Annotated in this window: 15 protein-coding genes and 2 pseudogenes; 7 read left to right on the top strand and 10 right to left on the bottom strand. The window is 63.8% G+C overall.

Features of this window, described 5'->3' with window-relative positions:
* Positions 1 to 104 precede the first annotated feature (104 nt).
* Positions 105 to 2,186 carry a penicillin-binding protein 1C gene (gene pbpC / locus CO671_RS15745; protein ID WP_097606690.1) on the bottom strand — a complete coding sequence of 694 codons (2,082 nt, stop codon included), beginning with the start codon at positions 2,184 to 2,186 and terminating at the stop codon, positions 105 to 107.
* Positions 2,183 to 7,654, bottom strand: coding sequence for an alpha-2-macroglobulin family protein (locus tag CO671_RS15740; protein ID WP_097606689.1), 5,472 nt, complete (start codon positions 7,652 to 7,654; stop codon positions 2,183 to 2,185). Before CO671_RS15740 ends, pbpC begins: the two co-directional genes overlap by 4 nt.
* Positions 7,655 to 7,862: 208 nt before the next feature.
* Here CO671_RS15740 and msrA point away from each other — a divergent pair.
* Positions 7,863 to 8,566: pseudogene (gene msrA / locus CO671_RS15735) on the top strand (peptide-methionine (S)-S-oxide reductase MsrA).
* A 7-nt stretch (positions 8,567 to 8,573) separates the two neighbouring features.
* On the opposite strand, the gene CO671_RS15730 reads toward msrA, so the two are convergent.
* The gene (locus tag CO671_RS15730; RefSeq protein ID WP_097606688.1) at positions 8,574 to 9,113 is read right to left on the bottom strand and encodes a L,D-transpeptidase family protein; all 540 of its coding nucleotides are present in this window, start codon (positions 9,111 to 9,113) and stop codon (positions 8,574 to 8,576) included.
* 274 nt (positions 9,114 to 9,387) lie between these two features.
* On the opposite strand from CO671_RS15730, the gene CO671_RS15725 reads away from it, so the two are divergent.
* Complete coding sequence (locus tag CO671_RS15725; protein ID WP_097606754.1) at positions 9,388 to 9,828, top strand: response regulator; 441 nt, start codon at positions 9,388 to 9,390, stop codon at positions 9,826 to 9,828.
* 14 nt (positions 9,829 to 9,842) lie between these two features.
* On the opposite strand, the gene CO671_RS15720 is transcribed toward CO671_RS15725, so the two are convergent.
* Complete coding sequence (locus CO671_RS15720; RefSeq protein ID WP_097606687.1) at positions 9,843 to 10,583, bottom strand: TetR/AcrR family transcriptional regulator; 741 nt, start codon at positions 10,581 to 10,583, stop codon at positions 9,843 to 9,845.
* 172 nt (positions 10,584 to 10,755) lie between these two features.
* Here CO671_RS15720 and CO671_RS15715 point away from each other — a divergent pair, with 172 nt between their 5' ends.
* Both CO671_RS15715 and CO671_RS15710 read left to right on the top strand, forming a co-directional pair.
* The gene (locus CO671_RS15715) at positions 10,756 to 11,955 is read left to right on the top strand and encodes a multidrug effflux MFS transporter (RefSeq protein WP_097606686.1); all 1,200 of its coding nucleotides are present in this window, start codon (positions 10,756 to 10,758) and stop codon (positions 11,953 to 11,955) included.
* Between the two features lie 141 nt (positions 11,956 to 12,096).
* Complete coding sequence (locus CO671_RS15710; protein ID WP_097606685.1) at positions 12,097 to 13,389, top strand: MFS transporter; 1,293 nt, start codon at positions 12,097 to 12,099, stop codon at positions 13,387 to 13,389.
* Between the two features lie 5 nt (positions 13,390 to 13,394).
* On the opposite strand, the gene CO671_RS15705 is transcribed toward CO671_RS15710, so the two are convergent.
* The 5 genes and pseudogenes from CO671_RS15705 to CO671_RS15685 form a co-directional block, all read right to left on the bottom strand.
* Entirely contained in the window at positions 13,395 to 14,432 is a 1,038-nt protein-coding gene (locus CO671_RS15705; protein ID WP_097606684.1) for a LacI family DNA-binding transcriptional regulator, read from the bottom strand.
* An 88-nt stretch (positions 14,433 to 14,520) separates the two neighbouring features.
* Positions 14,521 to 15,561, bottom strand: a pseudogene (locus CO671_RS15700) (LacI family DNA-binding transcriptional regulator).
* Positions 15,562 to 15,925: 364 nt separating this feature from the next.
* Positions 15,926 to 16,240 (bottom strand): hypothetical protein, encoded by a 315-nt coding sequence (locus tag CO671_RS15695; protein WP_097606683.1) that lies wholly within the window; start codon positions 16,238 to 16,240, stop codon positions 15,926 to 15,928.
* A gap of 94 nt (positions 16,241 to 16,334) precedes the next feature.
* A complete protein-coding gene (locus tag CO671_RS15690) occupies positions 16,335 to 18,233 on the bottom strand; it encodes an ABC transporter ATP-binding protein (RefSeq protein WP_097606682.1) in 1,899 nt (632 codons plus the stop codon).
* Between the two features lie 258 nt (positions 18,234 to 18,491).
* A complete protein-coding gene (locus CO671_RS15685) occupies positions 18,492 to 20,453 on the bottom strand; it encodes an ABC transporter ATP-binding protein (RefSeq protein ID WP_170964989.1) in 1,962 nt (653 codons plus the stop codon).
* Between the two features lie 123 nt (positions 20,454 to 20,576).
* Between CO671_RS15685 and CO671_RS15680 the strand changes: the two genes are divergently transcribed.
* The 3 genes from CO671_RS15680 to CO671_RS15670 all read left to right on the top strand — a co-directional run bounded on the left by CO671_RS15680 (position 20,577) and on the right by CO671_RS15670 (position 24,896).
* The gene (locus CO671_RS15680) at positions 20,577 to 21,194 is read left to right on the top strand and encodes an NAD(P)H-dependent oxidoreductase (protein WP_097606681.1); all 618 of its coding nucleotides are present in this window, start codon (positions 20,577 to 20,579) and stop codon (positions 21,192 to 21,194) included.
* 288 nt (positions 21,195 to 21,482) lie between these two features.
* Positions 21,483 to 22,889, top strand: coding sequence for an FAD/NAD(P)-binding protein (locus CO671_RS15675; RefSeq protein ID WP_097606680.1), 1,407 nt, complete (start codon positions 21,483 to 21,485; stop codon positions 22,887 to 22,889).
* 69 nt (positions 22,890 to 22,958) lie between these two features.
* The gene (locus tag CO671_RS15670) at positions 22,959 to 24,896 is read left to right on the top strand and encodes a PAS domain-containing sensor histidine kinase (RefSeq protein ID WP_097606679.1); all 1,938 of its coding nucleotides are present in this window, start codon (positions 22,959 to 22,961) and stop codon (positions 24,894 to 24,896) included.
* 53 nt (positions 24,897 to 24,949) lie between these two features.
* Here the strand turns inward: CO671_RS15670 and CO671_RS15665 are convergent, their stop codons facing one another.
* Positions 24,950 to 26,125, bottom strand: coding sequence for an acyltransferase (locus CO671_RS15665; protein WP_097606678.1), 1,176 nt, complete (start codon positions 26,123 to 26,125; stop codon positions 24,950 to 24,952).
* Positions 26,126 to 26,204 lie beyond the last annotated feature (79 nt).

The raw sequence follows: 26,204 nt of genomic DNA, 5'->3' as shown, positions 1-26,204 counted from the left end.
GGGTTTTTGTTCCCTCATGGCGCCGCGTGTCTTGTGCGCTAATGCATGTCGTCCGGAAGTGTGCAGCGGTTCCGGGACAACGACATGCATCAAAACAAAGGGCTTTAGTCGATGAAGACGCCGACGCTCGCGGCTCGTCCGGCGGAGTCGATGACGGTCAGCTTCGAATAGCCGCCGCCGTCGGGCTGCCATTGCTGGGTGCGCCGGCGCGAAAGGTCGGGCAGCGGCTTGCCGTTGGCAAGCCAGCGGAAGGGCGCGCGGCCGCCCTGCAGCTTCAGCATCAACGGCGACAGATCGCCGCCTTTTGCACCGAGATCGATATGGGCGCCTTCGGGCGGATAGACAATCTGCGGCGCGGGTTCGCGTCCGGAGGCGACGAGCAGGCCGCTGGCATTCAGCGCAAAACGCCGCTGGCTGATCGGAAGCTCCGATTGGGCGATGCGCACGGCTCCGGCCGGAGGTCGCGGCAAGGGCGTCGTCGCGATGCCTGACTTGGCGAAAGCCTCGAACAGGATCGGTGCGGCGGTGCCATAGCCGGTCAGGCCGGGCACGGCGCTGTTGTCGGGCCGCCCGACCCAGACGCCGAGCACATAGCGTCCGTCATAGCCGACCGACCAGGCGTCGCGATAGCCGTAGCTGGTGCCGGTCTTGTAGGCGATGCCGCGCTGCGGCGCGCCGGCGGGGGGAATGACGCCGGAGAGAATATCGGCGACGTTCCAGACCGCCACCGGCTCGAGCAGCGGTTCGCCGTCGAGCTTGCCAGGTGTGCCGGTGATGCCGTCGCCGAGCCTTGCCGGCTGACCGCGATTGGCGAGCGCCGTATAGAGCTGCACCAGATCCTTCAGCGTGATGCCGACGCCGCCAAGACCGATCGCAAGGCCCGGCGTCTCGTTCGGCGGCAGGGCCGGACGCACTTCGGCGCGGCGGAAGCGCACCAGCAGCCGCGACGGCCCGACGGCGTCGAGCAGCTTGACGGCCGGCACATTCAAGGAGAGTTGCAAGGCCTCGCGCACGGTGACGTCGCCCTGGTAGCTCATGTCGAAATTGCGCGGCCGGTAGCCGAAGAAATCGGCCGGCCGGTCTTCGATGATCGTCTCCTGAGAGACGAGGCCTTGCTCGAAGGCAAGTCCGTAGATGAAGGGCTTCAGCGTCGAGCCGGGCGAGCGGTTGACGCGCGTCATATCGATCCAGCCGGAGCGGCTGGCGTCGAAATAATCGGCCGAGCCGACCTCGCCGACGATCGCCCCGGTCTGGGCATCGGCCATCACCATGGCGAGCGAAAGCTTCGGCCCGAGCTTCATGGCCGCGGCCCGGGCGACCGCTTCCAGCCCTTGCTGCACCGGCTTCTTCAGGGTCGTCTGATGCTTGAGCACATCAGGCTGCTTGCGCAGCGCGGCTTCGGCCACATGGGCGGCCAATGCCGGCAGCTGCATGCGCCGCATGGGGATCGCGACAGCTTCGGCCCGCTCCGCCTCGCCATCGCCGACGGCCTCGGCCACCGCGGCGCGCTCGAGCACGCGCTTGCGCGCCTCTTGCGCCGCCTGGAGATTGCGGTCCGGCCGGCGCCGTTCCGGCAATTGCGGCAGGGCGACGAGCAGGGCGGCTTCGGCGACCGTCAGGCGGCGCGGCTCCTTGCCGAAATAGGCGAGGCTTGCGGCGCGCACGCCTTCCAGATTGCCGCCATAGGGCGCATGGGTGAGATAGAGATCGAGAATCTCTTCCTTCGACAGCCGCCGTTCGATCTGCACGGCGCGGGCGAGCTGCAGCAGTTTTGCCGCAAACGAACGTTCCGCTCGCGGCTCGATCAGCCGCGCCACCTGCATCGACAGCGTCGAGGCGCCGGAGACAATGCGGCCATTGCGGACGAATTGCAGGCTGGCCCGCCCGAGGGCCCAGACGTCGACGCCGCCGTGATCGTAAAAACGCTGATCCTCATAGGCAACAAGCATGCGCAGGAATTGCGGATCGACATCGGCGACTCCAGTCTTCAGCCGCCAGCGGCCTTCGGCCGTCGCGAAGGCGCGCAACAACTGCCCGTCGGCATCCAGCACTTCCGGGGAAAGCATATCCGCCTTGTCGAGCGGCGGCGGAAAGGCCTTGTCGGCGGCGTCGAGCGCAAGGAGGGCCCCGCCGGCAAGAATGATGCCGGCGGCGGATCCGATGGCAAACTTGCGCCACAGCCTCATTGTTGCGCCGCCACGACCTCCATCTTCCCGGTCGCCGTGCGGGCCGAAAGCTCGGGCCGATACATGTCCTCGACGCTTGCGGCCGGATGGTCGTAGGTGCCGGGAGTGACGGCGCGCACGACATAGGCGACGTTGAATTCACGATTGTCGCCGGCCGCTCGGTTGAAAGCGGCGACAAAGCGGTCGTAGCGGAATTCGGTATGGGCGGCGGAGATTTCGCCGATCCAGTCGAAATTCGTCATCTGGGCGCTGTCGACGAGGTTCGGATTGTCGATCTCGAAACCGGCCGGCAGGAGATCGGTGATGACGATGCGCGACGGCCAGTCGTTGGTCTCGCGCACGTGGATGACGACGACATAGCGTTCGTTCTGCTTGGCCTCGCTGACATTCGCCTGCTCGCCGTCGAGCGTGTAATAGCTGCGCTCGATGAGGAAGCCGTCGCCGCCGGCCGGCAGTGGCACGGTCGGAGCGGCAACGGTGGTGACGATGGCCGAGACCGTGTCGTTCGTCTGGTTGGTCAGCGTCAACGGATGGTCGGCGAGCGCCTCGCCGGTCATCCGGGCCATATAGGCGCCGGTGTGCGCCGCGCCGTTGACGTCGACCTTCAACCCGTCATCGCCACCCTGGATGGCGCGGGCGGCCAGCAGCATCCAGGTTTCTTCCTGGGTGCTCTTGTATTTGCTGCGCCCCCATTCCTTGGCGACGGCCTTGGCGAGATCCGGGATGACAGGCGGCACCGGCCGGCTTTCGGCGGCAAGCGCCAGGATCGCCGCGCCGTCGCGCAGGATCGTGCCGTAATCGGTACGCGACAGGTTCACGCGCGACACCATCGACTGCTGCGACATCTGCAGCGCGTCGAGGAAGATGTTCTTCGAGCGCTGGGCGTCGCCGTAGAGCGCCAATGCGGCGGCGATATGCGCCTTGGCGAGCGGCGTCGGGAAGTCGTTGATCATCGTATCGGCGTAATAACGCAGATCGCTGATCGCGGCCTTCTTGTTGCGGGCCAGCACATAGACGGCATAGGCGATCTGGTCGCCCTGGCCCTTGATGTCGGTGGTGTAGGAGAGGGTATTCTGCAGGTTTTCGAGCGCCTGCACGAAGGCCCTTTCCGGCACGTCATATTTCATTTCGCGGGCTCGCGTCAAGAAATCGGTGACGTAGGAATCGAGCCAGACGTCGCCCGAATCCGGCCCCCAGAGGCCGAAGCTGCCGGCCGAGGCCTGATAGGAGAGCACGCGGTAGATCGCGTCCTGCACGCGCTTGTGCACGTCGGCGTCGTTTTCGATGCCGGCCTGCTTCGCCACTTCGGCGAAGTAGAGCAGCGGCAGCGCCCGGCTGGTGGTCTGCTCGGCGCAGCCGAAGGGATAGCGGTCGAGCGTCATCAGCAGCGCCGGAATGTCGAAGGCGGCCGAACGGGTGACGTTGACGCTGATTGCGGCCCCGGGCAGCACGCTGTCGGCCAAGAGGTTCCTGTCGACGGTGAGTTTTGCCCCGGGCTTCAGCGCCAGCACCCTGCGCTGAGTGATCGGCAGGGATGCCGGGCGTACCGGCACGTCGACGATCTGGTCGAGCGAAAGGCCGGAAGCGTCGGAGAGGTTGATCGAGACGCTGCCGGCGCCCGGCTGCCTGCCGATCAGCGAAAGCGTCAGCTCCGTCTTTGCGCCGGCCTCGAGGCGGATCGTCTGCGCGGCCGAGGTCTGCTCGATGCCGACCGCCTCATTGCCGGTCAGCTGCAGTTTGAAGTCGCCGGCCGGCGCATCGGTATTGGCGATGTCGAGGCGCAGATCGGCCTTGTCGCCGGGGGCGAGGAATTTCGGCAGGCTCGCGGTCACGACGACCGGATCACGGATGATGACATCCTTGACGCCGTGGCCGACACCGGATTTTGACCAGGCGACCGCCATGACGCGCGCCGTGCCGTTGAATTGCGGAATGTCGAAGGAGACGTTGGCCTTGCCTTCGGCGTCGAGCTTCACCGGTCCGGAGAAGAAGGAGACGAGCTTCTGCGTCGGCGGGCTTGCCTGCAGCGCAATGGCGCCGCCGTCGCCGCCGGTCCGGAGCTTGCCGGTGGCACCCAGCGAACCGTCGATCAGGCGGCCATAGAGGTCGCGGATTTCGAGGCCCAGCTGGCGCTGGCCGAAATACCAGTCCTCCGGATTCGGCGGTTCGTAGCGCGTCAGGTTGAGAATGCCGACATCGACGGCGGCAACTGTGACATAGGCATCCTCATTGGCGCCCGCACCGGCCACCTGCAGGCCGATGTTCAACGGTCCGCGCGGCAGCATCTTTTCCGGTGTGTCGAGTTTGACCTGCAGGGCGCGCTGTTCGGGATCGACCTTCAGCCATTGGATGCCGATTGAGCGCATCGGCATGTGGCTGTCCTGGGCGTCGCCGGGACGGAAGAGGGTCGCGGTCACATAGGCGCCGGCGCCCCAGTCGGCGGTGACGGGGATTTCGATCTCGCCGCCGGTCTCGCCGATCGTCGCATTCTGCACGGCGACCAGCTTTTCGGTTCCTGATGTCACCATCAGCTCGCCGCCGTAGCGCGAGGTGACTTTCAGCTTGGCCGTCTCGCCGATCTTGTAGCTGTCCTTGTCGAGGGCGATTTCCAGGCCGTCCGGCGTTTCGGTCGAGGTCGAGCTCACGAACCAGCCGGCATCGAATTCGACGCTGGAGGTCGGACCGTCGGCATCCGGACTTTCCACCTCGAGGCGATAGCGGCCCCATGTCACCGGCACGGAGATCTTGCCGCCGTCCATCGTCGCGTCGACGCTGCCGTTGGAAATCTGCTCGGCGGTATAGACCGGCTCATATTTCCAGGTGGTTCCCTCGCGATACCATTGGTATTGGCGGTTGAGGCTGTAGAATTTCCAGCGCAGCCCCTTGCTCTCCTGCTTCTTGCCATCGGCGCTGACGCCGATCACCGTGAAGTTGGCGATCGAATTCTCGGGCAGCTCGTCGGAAAATTCCGGCTTGATGCCGATCGTCGCGCGCTCGTTCTTCACCGGAATGACAAGCGAGCGTTCGATGGCGCGCCCGCCCGCTTCCTGCATCCTGATATAGACGGTGGCGTTGAGCAGCTGCGTCGTTGCCGGCAGATCGCCGACGGTGAGGTCGGTCGAGGCTTGCCCGTTCTCGTCGAGTTCCGGCAGGCCGTCGATCGGCAGGCGGGAATCTTCGCTCGCTTCCTCGTCGGCAAGCCCGAACTGGAAGCCCTTATAGGCGGCGCTCTCACGCGTCGGCTTGACGACGACGTCGCCTTCAAGCGTCAGGCCGACGGCCGGGGCGCCGTAGAGATACTTGCCCGAAATCGTAATATTCGCCGGCGTATCCGGGCCGATTTCCTTGGCTTCGGTCTTGATCTCCATGTCGGTGCGATCGGGCACGAAATCATCGACGAGGAACGTTTTGCTGGCGATCGCGCTGCCTTTGGGATCGGTATAGATGTTCATCGTCCAGGTGCCGCGCATGGCGTTTTCCTGGGTGGCGAAATCGACGGAATAGCCGCCGAGATTGCTGGTCTGGCTGACGATCCGCCGGTCTTCGACGCCGTCCGGGCGGCTGAAGATGAAGGTGAGCGGCAGGTTCTCGATGGCGTTGCCGTCGGTGTCGCGGGCAAGCGCCTGGGCATGCACCGTCTCGCCGGCGCGGTAGATGCCGCGTTCGGTGAAGGTCAGCACATCGATCGCGCCGGGTGCGGCGCGGCCGGTGACGCCGCGGTCGGAGAGATCGAAGCCGGCCCGGGTCATGTCGAGGAAGACATAGTCCGACGTGCCGTTCTTGGCGGCGATGACGGCGGGCGTCAGCGCCGCCGTGCCGCGGATCAGGCCGGCGGTGAAGGTGGCGCGGCCGTTTTCGTCGGTCGTCGCGGTGCCGAGCACTTCATTGTTCTTGGCGAGCAGCTGCAGCTCGACGCCTGACATCGGCTTGGCCGAGGCGAGCGAGCGGGCGAAGACGTTGAGCCCGTCGGTGCCGGCATAGGTCGTGATGCCGATATCGGAGACGAGGAACCATTGTGTCGCCTGCGAATCCCACTCCTGCGACGGAGCGTTCGGCGCCGTCGCGGTCATCACGTAGATGCCGGGCTTGCGCTCGGGCAGCGCCTCGTCGACCGGGAAGCTGGTGACGATGTCCTTGTTGAGATCATTGGCGATGTCGATCGCGCCCTGCCAGACCAGTTCGCCGTTCTGGTCCTGGATGTTCTGGGCGCTGTAGCCGTCGAGCTGGCTCAGGAACTGCGAGTTGGCCAACAGCGGTGCGATGGCGCGATCGCCGATGCGGTAGAGCTTGAGGTTGGCCGAGGTCAGGTTGACCGAGACGATCGGAATGCCGCGGCGCGCCGTCGAGGGCAGCACGAAGCTGTCGCCGGTAAACCGCACCATCTGGCTGCGGTCCTTGATGTAGACGTCGATGCTGACGGGCGCTTCAAGGGTCTCGTCGACCGACGACGGCAGGCCGGTGCGGAAGGCGATCTTATAGGTCTCGCCGTGCGTCAGTCCCTCGACGCAGATCTGCTTGTCCTTGGTTTCCACCGCCTTGGGAGCGGCGCCGTTGAGCGTCACGAAGGGCGTGTAGTCGGTGGTCTTGACGAGCGACTCGGAGAAGGTGGCGCAGGCCCGCGGTGTGGCGCTGTCGGCATCGACCGTGTGTTCGGTGATGCGGAAGCCCTGCGTCGCCTTCAGCTGCAGATAGGCCGCCTGCACATCGTCGGAGGCAACCAGCTCCAGGCTAGCCTTGTAGGCGTGGAGGGCCGGGCGGTAATTGGCGTTTCGGTCCAGGGCGTCGGCGAGCACGGCGAGCGCCTCGGCGCGCTTGGCCTTGGTGCGGGTCAGCTCGTAGCCGTTCAGCGCGTCGAGCACGGCCTGGCCGCTCGTGCCGGTCTGGGCGCTGCCGAGCGAAGCGGCGGCGCGGGCGGTTTCGAGCCAGAGATCGGCATCACCGGGGGTGATCGACAGCGCGCCGTGGAAGGCGATCAGCGCGTCGGTCAGATTGTTGGCGGTCATGTCGAGACGGGCGCTGGCCGTCAGGCTGTCGACGCTCTGGCCCTGCTGGGCGTCGGTCAGGGCAAGATTGTCCCTGAAGTCGTGGGCCTGCTGGATCAGGTCGTTGGTCAGGAAGGTCAGGCGCGGCGCCGCGCCGATATCCGGCTCCTTCTGGGCGGCCGTCTCGACGATCTTGCCGGCGATGGCGCCGGGGAAGGCGTTCATCGTCTTGAAATCGGATTTGAGGAAGCACCATTTCACCTTGGGATTGTAGGTGAAGGCCTTGCAGCTCTTGTCGCCGATGCAGGAGGTCTTGCACTGATCGAGCGAGACGTTCTGCTCGGTGCGAAGATCGAAGCCGAAGAAATCGGCGTCCTTGATCGTCTGAATGTCACGCTTCGTCTCCGCGGCGGCGGCTGGAAAGCTAACGGTGATCACGGACAAAAAGGCGATGCTGGCGAAAGCAAAGAACGAGCGCACGGACATAGGTTCCCCCCAAGGATACAGGCGATGCTGGCTCTAACCGGCGGCACTCTCCTCACTCCTCACGCGATTGTCAACTCAACTTGAGCGCTGTTTCAACTTCGCACAGCCACTTTCTTTTGGTTGTCACATCGGCGTGAGTGATCGCCTTGTGATTTGCCGCTTTTGCAAGGATGCGCAAGGATTTGGACAACTCGCAGGAGGTCGCGCCATGTCCATGTCTTTCCACCGCAGGCGCTTCGCCGCGCTCCTTGCCGCCGCTGTTGTCTTACTCGGTGTGAGTGCAGCGGGCGCCGCCGAGGAGGCGGTCGTCATCCCGCCGCCTGATATCGACGAAACCGCCACATCGGGCACCGAGACCGCCATTTTCGCCGGCGGCTGTTTCTGGGGCGTCCAGGGCGTCTTCCAGCACGTCAAGGGCGTCGAGAGCGCCGTCTCCGGTTATGCCGGCGGCGAGGCGAAAACGGCGCAGTACGAAACTGTCAGCATCGGCTCGACAGGTCACGCCGAAGCCGTCGAGGTGCGGTTCGACCCGAAAAAGATAAGCTACGGCAGGTTGCTTCAGATCTTCTTCTCCGTGGCGCACAACCCGACGCAACTGAATTTCCAGGGACCTGACCGGGGCACGCAGTATCGCTCGGCGCTGTTCGTCTCCAATCCGCAGCAGCGCAAGGTCGCCGAACGCTATATCGATCAGCTCGACAGGGCGCATGTGTTCCAGCAACCGATCGTCACCAAAGTATCGGATGCCGCCGGCTTCTATCCGGCCGAGGCCTATCATCAGGATTTCCTGACGCTCAACCCGACCTATCCCTATATCGTCTACAACGACCTCCGAAAATCGAGAACCTGAAGTCGCTGTTTCCGGCCGACTACCGCAGCGAGCCGGTCCTCGTCGGGAAGGCGAAGGGCTGATTGATCGTCAGGGCATGATGTCGATCGGCGTATGGTCGGGCACGCGGGCCCAGATATCGCGCATCTCCGCGTTGGTGACTGCGATACAGCCATCCGTCCAATCCAACAGGCGGTGAACGTCTCCGAGCAGGCCCCAGCCATTGGGCAGCCCGTGGATCATGATGTTGCCGCCGGGCGGAAAGCCGTTCACTTGAGCTGCGCGCTGCTCTTCCGGCTTCGGATAGGAAATGTGCAGGCTCAGATGCGCCATGGATTTCGGATTGCGCCAGTCTATTTCATAGCGCCCTTCCGGTGTTTTTTCGTCGCCTTCGCGCTGCTTAGGGCCGGCATCCGCCGCCCTCCCGAGCGAAATCCGATATGTCGCGATGGGAGCGTCCGCTCTGAGAAGAACCATGCGGCGTTCGGATTTATAAACACGGATGAGGTCGGCGCGTTGCTCCAGCGGTGCATCCGGAGGCGGCGAGCCCGAGCCGATCCTGGCCATCACCTTGGTATAGGCGAAAAGGCTGATCGCCACGAGGGCAAGGACGATAAGCTTGGTTCTCAACGGGATCCTCCAAAAGCAATGGAATAATCAAATCGTATCATTGCGCCCGCATCAAGAAGCGCGGGCCCGGGATTGAACACGATCGAGCACCGGTTTTTGCTTTGCCGGCTTTCGGTTAAGATTTTATCAACGTTAACAATATCTTAAATCCGGGAAATCGCGTTTCACGGCGGAACATATCGTCAAGTTGCCCGTTACGACAATGAGTTTCGAGCAGCACAGGCTGCCGGAGCGGATCCTTCTTTCGAAGTATGGCGTAACAAGGGGACGTATCATGGCCACCAATGTCGTGCGGCGCTGGCAACGGGATGATCTCATGCAACAGCGCGTATTGATCGTCGAAGATGAATTCCTCATCGCACTCGATCTCGGCGCGACGGTGGAAGGCATGGGCATGCAGGTCGCCGGCCTGGCGAATGATCGCGAACAGGCGCTGCGACTGGCGCCGTCGGCCGATATCGCCTTCGTCGACGTCAATCTTGCCGACGGCCCGACCGGGCCCGAGCTCGGCAGGCGGCTGGCGGAAGAGCACGGCATCGCCGTCGTCTTCATGACCGGCAATCCCGAGACCGTCGCCGACGGCGTCAAGGGCGCGGTCGGCGTCGTCCAGAAGCCGGTCATGCCGTCGGTTGTCGAACAGCTGGTGAAATATCTTGCCGCGCGCCGCGTCGGCATGTTCGCGGTCGTGCCGGCGCAGATGACGGTTTTTGCGTGATCGGAAGCGCTTGATCAGCCGGACAAAGCGGCAAGCTGCGGCTGAGCCTCGGCCTTTTCGGCCTTCGGGCCGCCATAGGCCCTGAGAAAGGTACACACCGCGTTGCGCGCTGCCTTTTCCAGTTCCGCGTCGCTCGGAGTTCCCCCGAAAAGGGTCATCATCTGCAGGTCGGCATTGGCGAGCGCGACGAACTGCCGGGCGGCGACGTCGAAATCGTCGATGACGAGAGCTCCCTTTTGCGCCAGCCGCGCGAGAAGCGCGGAAAGCGCGGTGGTCAGCTTGCCGGGCCCGTGCTGGCGCCAGCTCTCGAAGAGGTGCGGATAGCGCTCGCCCTCCGTCTGCACCAGCTTGCGCAGGAATTTTCCGTCATGGTTGCAGAGGCAGTTCTTGTTGAGGCGCACGACGAAGGCCGTCAGGTCGTCCTCGAGATTGTCGGCATTGTCAGGGAAGGCCGACAGCACGGAGAAGAGCATGGCGTTGGCGCGGTTCATGACGTCCTCGACGACGGCGACGAACAGCGTTTCCTTCTCGCGATAGTGGTTGTAGATCGTCTGGCGGGAGACACAGGCGACGGCGGCGATCTCATCGATGCTGGCGGCGGCGAAACCCTGGCGGCAGAAGACGTCGGCGGCGGCATCGAGGATGGACATGCGCTTGGCGCATTGCCCGCGCTGGGTATGTCCCGTCATCCGGCCTGCCGGTGTCATGCGATCTTTCATGCGAGCGAAGATAAGACGTCTTGACCTTTTAGACAATGGCGTCTAGTTTTACATCAGTGTCCAAATTTATTGACACTCCTGGTTCAGCCGCTGAAGCTATGAGCTCCCAACTTCGTCTTCGCGCGAACGATCATCATTGAACCCCTAAGAGCAATGCGGCGGAGTGACGATCCGGCGCTCCGCTCCGCTTTTATGAAAGATCACCATTATGACGGCTTCCTTCTTTCGCATTGCGCTCATTCTCGGCCTTTTGTCAGCGATCGGCCCCTTTGCCATCGATATGTATCTGCCGGCGCTGCCTTCGATCGGCCAGGACCTGCGGGCCAATAATAATGTCACGCAGCTGACCCTGCTCGCCTTCTTCATCTCCTTCGCGCTCGCCCAGCTCTTCTATGGTCCCCTGTCCGATATGTGGGGCCGCAAGCTGCCGCTCTATCTCGGCATCGGCCTCTTCGCGCTCGCCTCGGTCGGCTGCGCGCTTGCGACCGATATCGAAACGCTGATCGCCTTCCGTTTCGTCCAGGGCTTCGGCGGCGCCGCCGGCATGGTCATTCCGCGCGCCATCGTCCGCGACATGCATACCGGCGTTCAGGCCGCGCGCCTGATGTCGCTGCTGATGCTGGTCTTCTCGATCTCGCCGATCCTGGCGCCGCTGACCGGCAGCGCCGTCATCGAATTCTACGGCTGGCGCGGCGTGTTCTGGGCCGTGACAGCAGCCGCCCTGATCGGCCTCGTCCTGCTTGCCACCCAGCTTGACGAGACGCGCCCGGCCACCGAGCGCAGCGGCAGCGGCCTCGGGAGCGCCATGGCCGCCTACCGGCTGCTGCTTTCCGACCGCAACTTCCTGACGCTGACCTTCATCGGCGGTCTCGGCATTTCGAGCTTCCTCGTCTATCTCGCCAACTCGCCCTTCGTGCTGATTGAGCATTATGGGCTGACGCCGACGCAATACAGCTTCGCCTTCTCGATCAATGCCGTCTCCTTCTTTGCGGTATCGCAGGCGACGGGCTGGCTCGGAGAGCGTTTCGGCCTGGTGCGCGTCATGCGGATTGCCGTCAGCGCCTTTGCGCTGGCCATGGTCGTCATGGCGGTGATGATGGCTGCGGGCTTCAATGCGCTGCCTGTCATGGCGAGCTTCCTGTTCATCGGTTACGGTTTCCTCGGGCTTGTCATCCCGACGAGCGCGGTGCTGGCGCTTGAGGATCACGGCGCAATCGCCGGCACCGCCTCGTCGCTGATGGGCACGCTGCATTTCGTCATCGCCGCCGTCGCCATGGTGATCTCGAGCCTGTTCTTCGACGGCACCGCCGTTCCGATGGCCGCTGGCATCGCGCTCTGCGCCTTCGCAGCCTTCGTGCTGACCCAGGCGACGATCGGCCGCCGCGCCGCCGTCGCCGCTGCCGAATAGTCAAAGACCGGCCGCACCGATCCCCGGATGCGGCCACCAATCTGGGTTGCGGGATCGGAGAAAATACCTCGTCCAATTGAATATTGGCGGGCGGCACTATCTACGCTCCTCCGACGCACATGATCATTCCGGAGAATACGCATGGTTGATGAGAAGCGGCTGATCTCGAAAATCACCTGGAAGCTGATGCCGTTTCTCGGCATCCTCTATCTGATCGCCTATATCGACCGGCAGAATGTCAGCTTCGCCAAGCTGCAAATGGTCGATGCTCTCGGCCTGAGCGAATATGCCTATGGCCTCGGCGCTTCGCTCTTCTTCATCGGCTATTTTCTCTTCGAGGTGCCGAGCAATCTCTTCCTCGACAGGCTCGGCGCGCGTGTCTGGTTCGCCCGCATCCTGGTCTCCTGGGGCCTCGTCACCATCGGGCTCGCCTTCACCCAGAACGCGGCTATGTTCTATATCCTGCGCTTCCTGCTCGGCGTCTGCGAAGCCGGCTTCTTTCCCGGTGTCCTCTATCTCCTGACGCTGTGGTTCCCGTCGGCCTATCGCGGCCGGATGGTTGGCCTGTTCATGATCTTCAGCGCGATCGCCAATGCCGTCGGCGCACCGCTCGGCGGCGCGCTGCTCGATCTCGACGGCCTCTACGGCTTTGCCGGCTGGGAATGGGTGTTCCTGGCGACCGGTATTCCCGCCGTCATCGCCGGCATTGTCACCTTCTTCTATCTTCCCGGCCGGCCGGAAAATGCGAGCTTCCTGAGCAGCGAGGAGAAGAGCTGGCTCGAACGCCGGCTCGCCTCGGAAAATGCCGGCATGGGCGAACATGCGTCGGACGGCTTCAAGGCGCTCGTCGACCCGCGCGTCCTTTTGATGGCGCTCTGCTATATCGCCTTTCCGCTATCGGCCTATGGGCTGAGTTACTGGCTGCCGACCATCGTCAAGGCCTTCGGCGTCAGCAACACCGTCAACGGTTTTCTCAACGTCATTCCCTGGCTGCTGGTCGCCGTCTCGCTCTATGCCGTTCCCGCCATGGCCGACAAGGCGCAATCGAAGACGCCCTATATCGTCATTCCGGCGTTCATCGGCGCGGCCTGCCTGCTGCTGTCGGCGCTGATCCCGAACCACACGCTGCAATTCGCCTCCCTCTGCGTCGCCGCCGCCGGCATCTTCGCGCCGCAGCCGGTGTTCTGGAGCCTGCCCTCGCGGTTCCTGAAAGGGGCGGGTGCGGCGGCCGGGCTTGCCGCCATCAATTCGGTGGGCAATCTCGGCGGCTTCGTCGCCCAGAACGTCGTGCCCTGGATCAAGGATGAAAGCGGCAGCACGATCGCACCGATGTTCTTCCTCGCCGCCTGCCTTGCCGCCGGCGCCCTCTTGGTCTTCTTCGTGACGCGTCAGTTGTCGAGCCGGGAGGCTGCGGCGGCGCCGAGCCGGATCTGAAGGCTTCAGCCCGTCAGTGTGAAAGCGTCGCTTTCGCCCGGAACCAACTCCATCGGCCAGATCCTGTTGCGGGCGCCCTGCGGATAATGCTCGGCATAGGCCGGCATGGTGGCGAGCAGGGTTTCGCCGAGCTGGGCGCCGAGATCGCGCAGCGACATGCGGAAGGAGGTCAGCGACGGCTGCAGGAAATGCGTGCGCGGCTCCTCGCGGAAACCGACGACGGCAAGGTCGCGGCCGGGCACGATGCCGGCCTCGGCCAGCCTGCGGTAAAGCCCGATCGCCATCAGCTCGTGGATCAGGATGATCGCGGTTGGCCGGTCTTCGATCATCAGCAATTCGTGGCCGGCCTGATAGCCGCCCTGTTCGCTCGACTTGACGCGGATGACCAGCGCCGGGTCGAAGGCAAGGCCGTGGCGTTGCAGCGCCTGACGATAGCTGTCGAGGAAGATGTAGCCGAGATTGATGTCGGAGGAGGGGGCAGCCACCGCAATCCGCCGGTGGCCCTTGGCGACGAGCCGGTCGACGCCGCGCGCCGCCACGCCTTCGAAATCGAGGTCCATCCAGGTATAGCTGCCGCCGGACGCGCTGCGGCCGAGCGCCACGAAGGGGATGCGCGCCTTTTCCAGGAGCTCGATGCGCCGGTCGGTGCGCCGTGTCGCCGAGATGATCAGCGCATCGACGAGGCGGCGCGCCACCATCCGCTTCAGATATTCGTGCGGATCCTCGTCATCGGGGCAGGGCAGCATGACCAGATCGAGCTTGTGGCGGGAAAAGACGCTCTGCAGCCCGTCGGTGACGCCGAGGAAGAAGTCGTCGCTGTTTTCGACCGTCTCGCGGCTGACCTCGAGCATCAGCCCGATGACATTGGTCATGCCCTGGCGCAGGCTGCGGCCCGACTGATTGGCGACATAACCGAGCTCTTCGGCGGCGGCGAGCACGCGCCGGCGCGTTTCGTCATTGACGTCGGGCTTGCCGTTCAGCGCGCGGGATACGGTGCCGATCGAAATGTCGAGATGCTCGGCGAGCTGGCGAATTCCCTTCATCTCTGGCGATCGTCCTCCCTTGCCGCGCCGCGCGTCATCGCCCTTCTTGCCACAGGACGGCGTCTGCGAAAAGCCATGGGGGAAGAGGTTACGGTCTGAAGCTCTGGCGGATGACGAGTTCCGGAATGACGCGTTCGTAAGCTGGCGGCGAATCCGGGTTTTCCAGCCGCCGCTCCAACAGCGCGACGGCGCGTTGCGCCATCATCAGCGGGTCCTGGCGGAAGGTGGTCAGTTGATAGCTCAGCCAGGCCGATTCCGGCACGTCGTCGAAGCCGATGACGGCGACATCTTCGGGGACGCGTAGCTGCGCTTCCAGGCGCAGGACATCCATCAGCCCGAAGGCGATCTGGTCATTGGCGCAGAAGATGGCGTCGGGCTTTGTTTTTTCCGCGAGAAGCGCGCGCCCGGCGGTGACGCCGCCGTCATAATCGGAATCGCCGCCGCGGGCGAGGGTGACGGATGCGCCAAGCGTCTCCGCCGCCGAAAGGAAGGCGCTTTCGCGTTCGACGATCGCAGGCGTTCCCGTATTGGAGCCGATGACCGCCAGCCGCCGCCGGCCGCTGTCGTAAAACGCCGTCGCCGCCTTGCGTGAGGCTTCGGAGTTGCCGGCGCGCACGTGGTCGGCGTCGGGCTCCGACCGGCCGATGACGACGAGCGGCTGGCCGTTTCGCTACGCGAGCTCGAGGAAACTTGCCGGCGGCGAGCCGGAGAGAATGATGATCGCCTCGGCGCGGTGGCCGATCAGCATCTTCTGGGCGGCGAGCAACTCCTCTTCCGTCTGACCGGTGTTGATGAGGATCGGAATGCTGCCGCGCCGGATCAGCGATTTGGCAAGGGCTGCGGCCAGATGCGCGCGAAAGCCGACCTCCGGCCGCGTTGCGACGATGCCGACGAGGCGGCTCTGATTGGCGAGGACGCCGCGCGCCAGATCGTTGACATGGTAGCCGAGCTCTTCAGCCGCCCGCAGCACCTTTTCGCGCGTTGCCGGGGCGACGCTTGCGCCCGGCGTGAAGGTGCGCGAGACGGCTGAGCGCGAAACGCCCGCCAGTTGCGCCACCTGCTCGGCGCTGACGAAGCGCATGCGTTCTTTTTTCGGCGCTTTGCCGGCATTTATGGAACTATCATTCATCGGCCCTCAGCTATTGCTCGACTCTGACAGGCAGATGACAGCCGGTGGGGCGGGGGAAATTTTTGCGAAGGCATTGTCGTTGGGATGATCGACCGAATCACGCCAAAGGCTGCCCCTCACCCTAACCCTCTCCCTGTAAACGGGGCGAGGGGACGTGCCCCGCGAGACGTTGACGAGGGACGGAGAGGTCGCGGCCTGTCCCCTTCGCCCCGTTTACGGGGAGAAGGTGGCGGCAGCCGGATGAGGGGCTAATTCTTGGCCGATGTCCCTGATATAAAATGACAAAGCCGAGGCTGCGGGACGCAACCTCGGCTGAGAGCCGAGCGGCGCTGACGGGTTCAACGCCGCTGCAAAAACTTCAGGTCTACTCGCAGACCCGCACGGTTTCGGCGTGGTAGCCGCCGTCATAGCGGTTGCGGACGTCGCGATCCTCATACCAGCATCTCGGCTCGGGTTCGACATAGCGGGGGCTCTCGACATAACGAGGGCCTTCATCGACGTAGCGCGGGCCACCATTGGCGATTGCGCCGCCGATCAGGCCGCCGACGACACCTGCGGCTACGCCGCCGGCGATGATGCGGCCGGTATTGTCGTGATGACGGTCGCGCGCGGCAGCGGGCTGAATAGCCGATCCAACAAGGGCCGTCGCGATCAACAGGCTGCTAATAATTCTCTTCATAACATTCTCCTCAGTGGGCACTCGTCCCGGATAAGAGGAAAATACGGCAGCAAGGCGTTTGTTCGTTCAAACTTTGCGACAGGCGTTAATGCAGTCAGGTCGCCGATTGCGTCGCCGTCGTCTCCTCCAGCACATCTTCGGGTATATCGTCGAAAGAGGCGTAATTGAGGTTATAGAGCCTGGAGTACAGCTTGCCGTTCTTCATCAGCTGGCGATGGTCGCCGCTTTCGATGATCTCGCCGTTCTGCAGCACGATGATGCGGTCGGCCTCGCGGATCGTCGCCAGGCGGTGAGCGATGACCAGGCCGGTGCGGTTTTCCAAGAGCTTCACCAGCGCCTTCTGGATCAGCATTTCGGTATAGCTGTCGATATTGGCGGTGGCTTCGTCCAGCACGAGGATCTTCGCGTCCGCCACCAGCGCCCGGGCAAAGCTCAAAAGCTGGCGCTGGCCGAGCGATAGATTGCCGCCGCGCTCGCCGAGAATGCTGTCGTAGCCATCGGGCAGGCGCATGATGAAATCATGGGCGCCGACGGCCTTCGCCGCCTCGATCACCTGCTCGCGCGTCGCCTCCAGCTTGTGGTAGCGGATGTTTTCGAAGACGGTGCCGGTGAAGAGGAAGGGTTCCTGCAGCACCATGGCGATCTGCGCCCCGAGCGAATCCTGCGTCAGGTCACGCACATCGTGGCCGCCGACCAGCACCTCGCCCTGCTGCACATCGTAGAAGCGGTGGATCAGCGACATGCAGCTTGATTTGCCGGAACCCGTCGGCCCGACCAGCGCCACCGTCTCGCCCGGATTGACCTTGAAGCTCACATGTTTCAGCACCGGATGCTTCGGATTGTAGCCGAAGACGACGTCCTTGAATTCGACCGAGCCGTCCATGTCGCGCGACAGGGTCTTGGCGTCGGGGGCGTCCTTGATGTCGACCGGCACGTCGAGCACTTCGGTCAGCCGCTGGCCGGACGCCATGGCGCGCTGCATCACCGAATATTGCAGGGTCAGCGACCGGATCGGGTCGAAGAAGCGCTGGATGTAGAACAGGAAGGCGACGAGCACGCCGACATCGAGCGCCTGGTTGAGAACGCGGGCGCCGCCGACGACGATGACGAGCGCCATTGCCACGCCCGTCAGGCTGTCGACGATCGGCACCATCACCTGCGCATAACGCGCCGCCGTCAGATGCGTCTTCAGGTTGGCGTGCGCCTTGTCGTCGTAGAGCGTGAAGTTGACGCCCTGCCGGTCCATGCTCTGGACGGCGCGCACGCCATGGATCGCTTCGGCAAGGGCGCCGTTGGCGACCGAATTGGTCTCATGCGCGGCCATGAAGGATTTGCGGGCGAGAGGCAGCCAGAACAGCCGGACGACGAAGAGCACCGGCAGCACCGAGAGCGTCAGCAGCCCCAGCTTGAAATCCAGATAGAGCATCACGAAGACGATGCCGAAGAGCAGCACGATGTCGCCGACCGAAAGCACCGAGGTTTCGAGGAATTCCTGCATCGAGTTGACGTCGCCCTGCAGGCGCGACATCAGCCGCCCCACTTCGGTCTTGTCCATGAAGGAGAGCGAGACGCGCTGGAGATGCGAGAACATCGCCTTGCGGATGTCGAAGAGCACCTCTTCCGCGACATTGCCGACCAGCGTCTCCTGGGCATAGCTTGCCGCATAATTGATAAGGATGGCGATGGCGAAGGCGACGATCGCCCAAATCAGCGCCGAAGGATTGCCGCCCGGCGACATGCCGTGGTCGATGGCGTAACGGATGATCAGCGGGATCAACAATTGCATCGTCGTGAAGGTCAGGACGGCGACGACCGCCCAGAGCACCTGGGTGCGGTAGGGGTGGACGAAAGCCCAGATGCGCTTGACGATGTTGCCGTCGAAGGCCTTGCCGAACATTTCCTCCTCGACGCGGTGCGAACCGACCACCGCCCGCGGCGGCCGGCGCCCATCCTCGCGCACGTCGGGACGCTCGGTTTCCAGTTCCTCGGCCATCACAATCTCCCTAGTACCACGGCCTTTGTTCTGGTTTGGCCGGCCGCTGACCGCGGATAGCCTCAATCCGCAGCGAGTGGTTGTGGAGGAATAACCTCTCCTCCCCTCATTCCTGTGCTCGTCACAGGAATCCAGCCACCGCGCATCTGCGCGGTGAATGACTCTTAAAACGGTTTCCCGCGCCAAGGACTTGGCGCACTGGATCCCTGTGACGAGCACAGGGATGAGGGAGCAAGAGGAAACGCCACCACCCAGGCATCACGCACTCAGCACCTCGTCGCCCGGCCGCACCTGCAGGTCGTAGAGCGCCTTGTAGCGGCCGCCGAGCGCAAGCAGCGCCTGATGCGTGCCGCGCTCGACGATCCTTCCGTCTTCGACGAACAGGATCTGGTCGGCATGCATCAGCGAGCTCAGGCGATGGGCGACGATAATCGTCACCCGGTCGGCGGCATAGCGGCGCATGGCGCTGCGGATGCGCTGTTCGGTCGCCGCGTCGATTGCCGCCGTCGAATCGTCGAACACCATCACCGCCGGCTTCAGCATCAGCGCGCGGGCGATCGAGAGGCGTTGCCGCTGGCCGCCGGATAGCGATACGCCGCGCTCGCCGACGACGGTGCCGTAGCCGGTGGGCAGGCCGAGCACGTAATTGTGCAGCTGGGCGCTTTCGCTGGCGCGTTCGATGCGGCTTTCCTTCGCCCATGGGTCGCCATAGGCGATGTTGTTCTCGATCGTCGTCGTGAACAGAAAGGAATCCTGCTGCACGACGGCAACGGCGCGGCGCAGCGACTGCAGCGTCGCCTTGCGGATATCCTGGCCGTCGATGGTGATCCTGCCGCCGCTGACGTCGTAGAAACGCGGGATCAGATGGGCGATGGTCGATTTGCCGCTGCCGGGCGGCCCGACGATGCCGATCGTCTGGCCGCGCCGGGCTTCGAAGGAGACATCGTGGAGCACGGTGCGCTTTTCCGAGCCGGGATAGGCGAAGCTGACATTCTCGAAGCGCAGCACGCCGTCCGTCACCGCCAGTTCCCTGGCATCCGGGGCGTCCTTGATCGCGATGTCGAGGTCGAGCAGGGCAAAGAGGCGCGAGCCGCAGGTGGAGGCGCGGGCAAAGGCGTTGACCATCAGGCCGAGCTGGCGCACCGGCATCTGCAGAATGGTCATGAAGGTCAGGAACGAGGCGAGCGTACCGACGGTGATCTCGCCCGACATCACCTTGCCGCCGCCGATCCAGAGCACGAGGCCCATGGCGGCGAAGAAGGAGAAGGTCATGGCGCTGGTATTGGTGACGCGGATGCCGACGCGCTGATGGGCGAGCGCCAGGGCATTCTTCGAGGCCGCCTCGAATTTGGTGAGCTCATGCTCCTGCGCGGCAAAGGCGCGCACGACGCGGATACCGCCGAGATTCTCCTCCATGATGCGGGTCAGCACCGACAGCCGCTCCTGCAGATCAAGCCAGGTGGCGCGCAGCCTGAGCTGCGTCACCGAGGAGCGCCAGCCGACGAAGGGCACGAAGGAGAGCGCCAGCAGCCCGAGCACGACATCGGTCGACAGCAGCAGATAGGCGCCGATGCCGATCAGGATCGTCAGCAGGATCATGCGCACCAGCGCGGTGGAAAAATACATGCGCACGCCTTCGAGATCGAGCATGCCGACGGTGATCAGGTCGCCGGAATGCACCGTGTCGTGAAAGCTGAAGGAGAGACGCTGGATCTTTTCGTAGCAGGCCAGGCGCAGCTCGTAGCCTATGTGGTGGCCGACGGCTTCGCTGTAATAGTTCTGCACCATGGTGAAGAGGCCGCGCAGCACGCTGGCCCCGAGCAGCAGCAAGGCCGTGGTCAGCAGCGCGTCCTGCGCCGCCTGGCCCGCCGCACCGCCGCCCATCGCCATCTGCGTGTGGTCGACGGCCTGGCCGAGAAGGCGGGGGATCATCAGCTGGAAGGTCGAGGCGACGAGGGTGGCGCCGATCGCAAAACCCGCCTGCCAGGGGTGGCGGAAGGCCATCACGGTGATGCGCACCAGTGTATAGAGGCCTCGGCCCCAGCCTGCCGCAGTTGCAAGCGCCATCGAAGCCGAAGGCTTCGTCGCGCGTGTTGACGCTTCGCTGCTCACGGTATTTTTTCCAATAGATGTGTGCTCGGACGCTGGCCCGGAAAGACGGCAAATCCATGAAAGGATTGATAGCACCGTCACTTTTGCCGATTCCATTTGGCGGTTCAAGTAAAGAATTCACCAACTGGTTATTTTTGCGTGAGGCCGCCTCGCCTCCGCCGCGGGAACAATCGGCGCGCGGCTGGGTTGCAGCAGGCAGACCCGTCGGGCAACCGTTACCGGAGAGATACGATGCCGCTGAAAGCCCTTGCTCTCAACGCCACGCTGAAGACGAGCGACGCCGAGGATCCATCTTCCACCGACCGGATGGTCGGGCTCATCGACAAGGCAATGTCCGAATACGGGGTCGTGACCGAAGTGCTCCGCCTTGCCGATTTCAACGTCAAGCCGGGCGTCACGTCGGACGAGGGCGAAGGCGACGACTGGCCCGATATTCGCGCAAAGCTGCTCGACGCCGATATCCTGCTGCTGGCGACGCCGATCTGGCTCGGCCAGCCCTCCAGCGTCTGCAAGCGGGCGCTCGAGCGCATGGACGCCTTCCTTGAGGAGACGGACGATCAGGGCCGCATGGTTTCCTACGGCAGGGTCGCGGCCGTTGCCGTCGTCGGCAATGAGGATGGTGCCCATCACGTGTCGGCCGAACTCTATCAGGCGCTGAACGATGTCGGCTTCACCATCCCGGCCAATGCCGTCGCCTACTGGGTTGGAGAGGCGATGGGTTCCCCCAATTTCGTCGATCTCGACAAGGTGCCGAAGGTCGTGACGAAAGCCGTCGACATGCTGGCGCGCAATACGGCGCATCTGGCGGGCCTATTGAAGGCGAAGCAATATCCTGGCGAGGGCGGTTGAGGTTTGGTCACGGAGAACCCTTCGAAATTACTAATTGATTCAATAGGTTATGGAAATTGGCAACAAAGTTCTTGCCAGGGCTGCTGTTTCGCGCTTTCATACACGACCAGTTTGATAGACTATCGGCGAGGGGAGTTACCCCTCGTTTTCTTGCGGGCCCGCCTGATCGGACCCGATGCTGCGGCAGCCGTGAATTTGCCGCACGACCCTCATCAACGCGTGGCCGGATGTTCATGCGTTGAAACCTCGATCGACCCACGCTGCGGATCAAACCGCAAAGGAGTTGCGATGACGGTTCAGGGACTTTTCTCCGGAAGGGCCAATGTGGCGGCGAAGATATCAGCCGTTGCGCGCATTGCGATCGTCGGGCGCGGCTTCTCCGGCATGATGACGGCCATTGCGCTGATGAGGACGGTGCGCGCACCCTTCCACCTGCAGCTGTTCGATCCGAATTCCTCGGTCAGCGGCGGCCAGGCGCTCGCCTCTGCCCGTGCCTCGACGATCCTTAATACCCGCGTTCGCGATCTCTCGGTCTCGGTCGGCGACAGCGACGATTTCAACGACTGGCTCTGTAGCAACGCCGCCTTCCGCGCCGCCGTGCCGGCCGCCATTCCGGGTTTCCGGCAGATCTTCGTGCCGAAGGAAATCTTCAGCGATTACGTCTACCAGCGCTTTTCCGAAGCGCTGGCGGCGCGCCGGGACATCACCGTTCAGGTCTGCAACGATCCTGTGGTGACGATCCGCCGCAGCCACGGCAATCGCTTCCTGCTCGAAAGCACCAATCCGGCCAATCCGCTGTTCGATACGGTGATCCTCGCCACCGGCTACGGCCTCAGCGATCCGCATGCGGAGGAGCCGGATGCTTCGCCGGTCCGCGCCCAGCGCCTTGTGGCGCGACCGCATGCGGTGCTGCTCGGCAGCGGCATCCGCGTCGTCGATCAGCTGCTGCAGCTTCGCGATTCCGGCTATGCCGGCCAGGTGACGATCCTTTCGCGACACGGTTTTCTGCCGCAGAGCCACACGCCGAACGCTGCCGATCCGGTCTTTCCGGCCGAAGCGCTGCCCGAGAGCCTGCCCGAGATCGTGCGCTTCATCCGCCAGGCCTGTCGCGAGGCGGAGGAAGAGGGCCGAAGCTGGCAATCGGTGATGAACGGCCTGCGCAAACACGCCCGCTCGCTCTGGCGCGCGCTGCCGGCCCGCGACAAGCACCAGTTCAACCGGCATTTGAGAGCGATCTACGACAGCCATCGCAACCGCCTGCCGGAGGCCATGCACCTGCGCCTGCAGCGCGAGCTTGCCGAAGGCCGCACCGTGCTGCGCCGCGGCCGGGTCGGTCGCCGGGGCCTGAGCGGCCTGTTTTTCACCCCGGCGGGATCCTCTGCCGAGGAGGTGATCCATGCCGAGCGCATCATCGATTGCCGCTGCCAGGCGCCGGATCTCTCGGCGCCGCTGATGCAAAGCCTGTTTTCCGCCGGCCTTGCCATGCCGGACGAACTCTCGCTCGGACTGGCGGTCACTGCCCGCGGCGAGCCCTTCCTGGAGGACGGTTCGACGGTTGCCGGGCTCTTTGCCGTCGGTCCGCTCGGCCTCGGCAGCCTGCCCGATATCGATCTCGTGCCCGAGATCGTCTCGCAGGCCTATGCGGCGGCCGAACGGATCGGCGAGCTGTTCTATCCGCAGGTCAAGGCGGTCTGAAAAAGTGTGATCTTTTCGGAACCATCTGCGCCCCGTCGCGTTAAAAACGCTGGTGACCGAGAGGGGCAGATGGAAGTGCTGGATCGACATGATACGTCTCTTCACGAAGAAGGGCGCTTTCGTCTTCTGGTCGATGCCATCACCGACTACGCCATCTACATGCTGAGCCCCGAAGGCATCGTCACCAGCTGGAATACCGGCGCTCAGCGCTTCAAAGGCTACAAGCCTTCGGAAATTCTCGGCGAGCATTTTTCCCGTTTTTATGTCGAAGAGGATCGCGCGGCCGGCATTCCCGAGCGCGCGCTTGCCACGGCGCTCGAGCAGGGACGGTTCGAGGGGGAGGGCTGGCGGCAGCGCAAGGATGGCAGCCGCTTCTGGGCGCATGTCGTCATCGATCCGATCCGCCGCCCCTCCGGCGAGCTCATCGGCTTTGCCAAGATCACCCGCGATCTGACCGAACGCAGGGCAGCCGAAAACGCCATCCGTCAGAGTGAGGAACAGTTCCGCCGGCTTGTCCAGGGCGTCTCCGACTACGCGATCTACATGCTCGATCCCAATGGCAATGTCAGCAGCTGGAATTCCGGCGCCGAGCGGATCAAGGGCTATCGGCCGGATGAAATCATCGGCCGGCACTTCTCGACCTTCTATACGCCGGAGGACCGCGCCGCCGGCCTGCCGGAGACGGCGCTCCGCGTCGCCCGCGCCGAAGGCCGGTTCGAGCGGGAAGGCTGGCGTGTCCGCAAGGACGGCACCCGCTTCTGGGCCAGCATCGTCGTCGACGTCATCCGCGGCGATGACGGCGAGGTGCTCGGTTTTGCCAAGATTACCCGCGATATCACCGAGAAGATGGAGACGCAGCGGGCGCTGGAGCAGGCGCGCGAAGAGCTTTTCCAATCGCAGAAGATGGAGGCGATCGGTCAGCTGACCGGCGGCATCGCCCATGATTTCAACAATCTGCTGATGGCCGTGCTCGGCAGCCTGGAGATCCTGAAGAAACGCATGCCGCAGGATCTGTCGCTGACATCGCTGGTCGACAATGCCATGCAGGGCGCCCAGCGCGGTGCTGCCTTGACCCAGCGCATGCTGGCCTTCTCCCGCCGGCAGGAATTGCATATGGAGCCGCTCGACGTCTCCGGCCTAGTGCGTGGGATGATGGATATTCTGAGCCGTTCGCTCGGCCCCCTCACCACGATCGAGACTTCTTATCCCGTCCGGCTGCCGACCATCCTCACCGATCCGAACCAGCTGGAGATGGCGATCCTCAACCTCGTCGTCAACGCCCGTGACGCCATGCCGGCCGGCGGCCGCATCACACTGCGCGCCTCCGAAGAATCGATCGCCGCCGGCAAGGGGCCGCTATCGGCCGGCCGCTATATCAGGATCGCGGTGATCGATGAAGGCGAGGGCATGGATGCGAAGACGCTGGAGCAGGCGGTCACGCCGTTCTTCACCACCAAGGGTGTCGGCAAGGGCACCGGTCTCGGCCTTTCCATGGTGCAGGGTCTTGCCACCCAGTCCGGCGGCCGGCTGATGCTGCAGAGCAGCCCGGGCCAAGGGACGACGGCGGAATTGTGGTTCCCGGTCGCGACCGTCGAACAGAGGGCTGCGGCCGCGATCGACGTGCCGCAGCCGGACGACGATACACGGCGCCGGCTGCGCATCGTCGCCGTCGATGACGACGGCCTGGTGCTGATGAATACGACGCTGATGCTGGAGGATCTCGGCCACACCGTTTTTGAGGCGATGGCCGGTCCCGAGGCGCTCGACATCCTGCGCAAGGAGCCGGTCGATCTGGTCATCTGCGATCACGCGATGCCGCGGATGACCGGAGCGCAGCTCGCGGAGGCGATCCGCAGCGAGTGGCCCGGGATGCCGATCATCCTCGCCACCGGTTACGCCGATCTGCCCGACGGCGCCGGCGCCGCCAATCTGCCCCGGCTCGGCAAACCCTTCTCGCAGGCACAGCTCGCCGATGCGATCAGCCGGGTCGCTGCTCAAGGCGCGTGACGGGCGGGCTGGATTCTGACGTGCGTGACTTCGCCACGTTCCGAATGTTTGCGCTATGCGCGGAGCTTCTCGTCGCCATCATCCTGGATGACCGCGCTGTCGGCTGCTTCCCGAAGGTCACCCGTCGTGGCTGAAGGTGTGCCGCCGAGAAGACGCTTTTCGGTCTCTTGCAGATCAAGGATCGCCCGTTCGATCCCCTCGGCCGGGATCTGGCGCGAGACCAGGCGCGAGCGATGATGCTGCCACAAGGTGACGAGCAGGCGCCGGCTCGGGACTTCTATCGTTTCATGCAGGAACCATGCTCCGCCGACCGCAACGAAAAGCGCTGCCGCAATCAGCGCCGGTTCAGGCAGCAGAGTTTCAAAAGCCCGGTGGACAAGGAACATGATCGGGACGTGGAAAAGATAGAGCGAGAAGCTGATCGTGCCCAAAAACCTGACGGGGGCAGCTGCCAGGACGCGTGCTGCGATGGGCGGTTGTCGCGCGACGAGCGCTACGATGACGGCTGCGGCGGCCGCGCTTTGCAAGCCCCAAAATTCAGGCGAGAAATTCGGCAGGACATGCCTGTAGGTGAAGAATACCGCCAGCAGGACCAGCGTGAAAATCCCCGTGAGGGCGGACGGCGTCCATCGTTCCAAATGAGAATGCAGCGCACCGGCAAGTGCGCCGAAAAGAAAGTAGGGGAGCTTGGACAGGAGTAGGATTCCGGGCCCCGGCAATTCGAGCAGGCCATCGACGACGACGACAATGGCGAAGCCTGCGATCACGGCGCTATGGCGATGCGGGCGGGCGAGGCAAAGCCATAGAACCGGGAAGAGCAGATAGAATTGAATTTCGGGCGGAATTGACCAGAAAACGCCGCTCGAGCCGAGAAGAAAGACATGGCGCACAAAGTCCATGCCGCCGACGATCGGCTGAACGAAGTTTAGATCCTGCATGCCGGACAGCATCGCCACAAGCAGAACGGCAGCCAGATAGACCGGATAAATGCGGGCAAAGCGGCTCACCAGGAAATCCAGGACGTTTTCCCTGGTCACCGGCCGCGAACCGTAGAGATGGGCCATGAGAAAGCCGCTGAGGGCAAAGAACAAGCCGACGGCTTCACTGCCCATCGTCATCAAATGCGGGGCGCTACCTGGAAAGATGAGGCCGATATGCGCTTGAACGACCAGCAGCGCGGCGATGCCGCGCAGGCCATCGAGACTGGGGATGTAATCCGGCCGGCTCATCTGCAGCTTTTATCTATTCTGGTCAGGCAAGCAGTAGCCGACATGACTTTATAAGATATTAATCGGCTGCGCTTGAGCT

It is taken from the genome of Rhizobium sp. M10, from assembly GCF_002531955.1.
In the GTDB taxonomy this organism is placed as follows: Bacteria; Pseudomonadota; Alphaproteobacteria; order Rhizobiales; family Rhizobiaceae; genus Rhizobium; species Rhizobium etli_C.
Note: the sequence above shows the minus strand (reverse complement) of the source record. Positions and strands in the feature narration are given on the sequence as shown.

Excerpts from the sequence above, each read along its gene's own strand:
- CO671_RS15710 (WP_097606685.1), top strand. The coding sequence starts at position 12,097 with ATGGTTGATGAGAAGCGGCTGATCTCGAAAATCACCTGGAAGCTGATG.
- CO671_RS15665 (WP_097606678.1), bottom strand. The coding sequence starts at position 26,125 with ATGAGCCGGCCGGATTACATCCCCAGTCTCGATGGCCTGCGCGGCATC.
- CO671_RS15670 (WP_097606679.1), top strand. The coding sequence starts at position 22,959 with ATGGAAGTGCTGGATCGACATGATACGTCTCTTCACGAAGAAGGGCGC.
- CO671_RS15740 (WP_097606689.1), bottom strand. The coding sequence starts at position 7,654 with ATGTCCGTGCGCTCGTTCTTTGCTTTCGCCAGCATCGCCTTTTTGTCC.
- CO671_RS15690 (WP_097606682.1), bottom strand. The coding sequence starts at position 18,233 with ATGGCCGAGGAACTGGAAACCGAGCGTCCCGACGTGCGCGAGGATGGG.
- CO671_RS15725 (WP_097606754.1), top strand. The coding sequence starts at position 9,388 with ATGGCCACCAATGTCGTGCGGCGCTGGCAACGGGATGATCTCATGCAA.
- CO671_RS15675 (WP_097606680.1), top strand. The coding sequence starts at position 21,483 with ATGACGGTTCAGGGACTTTTCTCCGGAAGGGCCAATGTGGCGGCGAAG.
- CO671_RS15695 (WP_097606683.1), bottom strand. The coding sequence starts at position 16,240 with ATGAAGAGAATTATTAGCAGCCTGTTGATCGCGACGGCCCTTGTTGGA.
- CO671_RS15680 (WP_097606681.1), top strand. The coding sequence starts at position 20,577 with ATGCCGCTGAAAGCCCTTGCTCTCAACGCCACGCTGAAGACGAGCGAC.
- CO671_RS15715 (WP_097606686.1), top strand. The coding sequence starts at position 10,756 with ATGACGGCTTCCTTCTTTCGCATTGCGCTCATTCTCGGCCTTTTGTCA.
- CO671_RS15705 (WP_097606684.1), bottom strand. The coding sequence starts at position 14,432 with ATGAAGGGAATTCGCCAGCTCGCCGAGCATCTCGACATTTCGATCGGC.
- pbpC (WP_097606690.1), bottom strand. The coding sequence starts at position 2,186 with ATGAGGCTGTGGCGCAAGTTTGCCATCGGATCCGCCGCCGGCATCATT.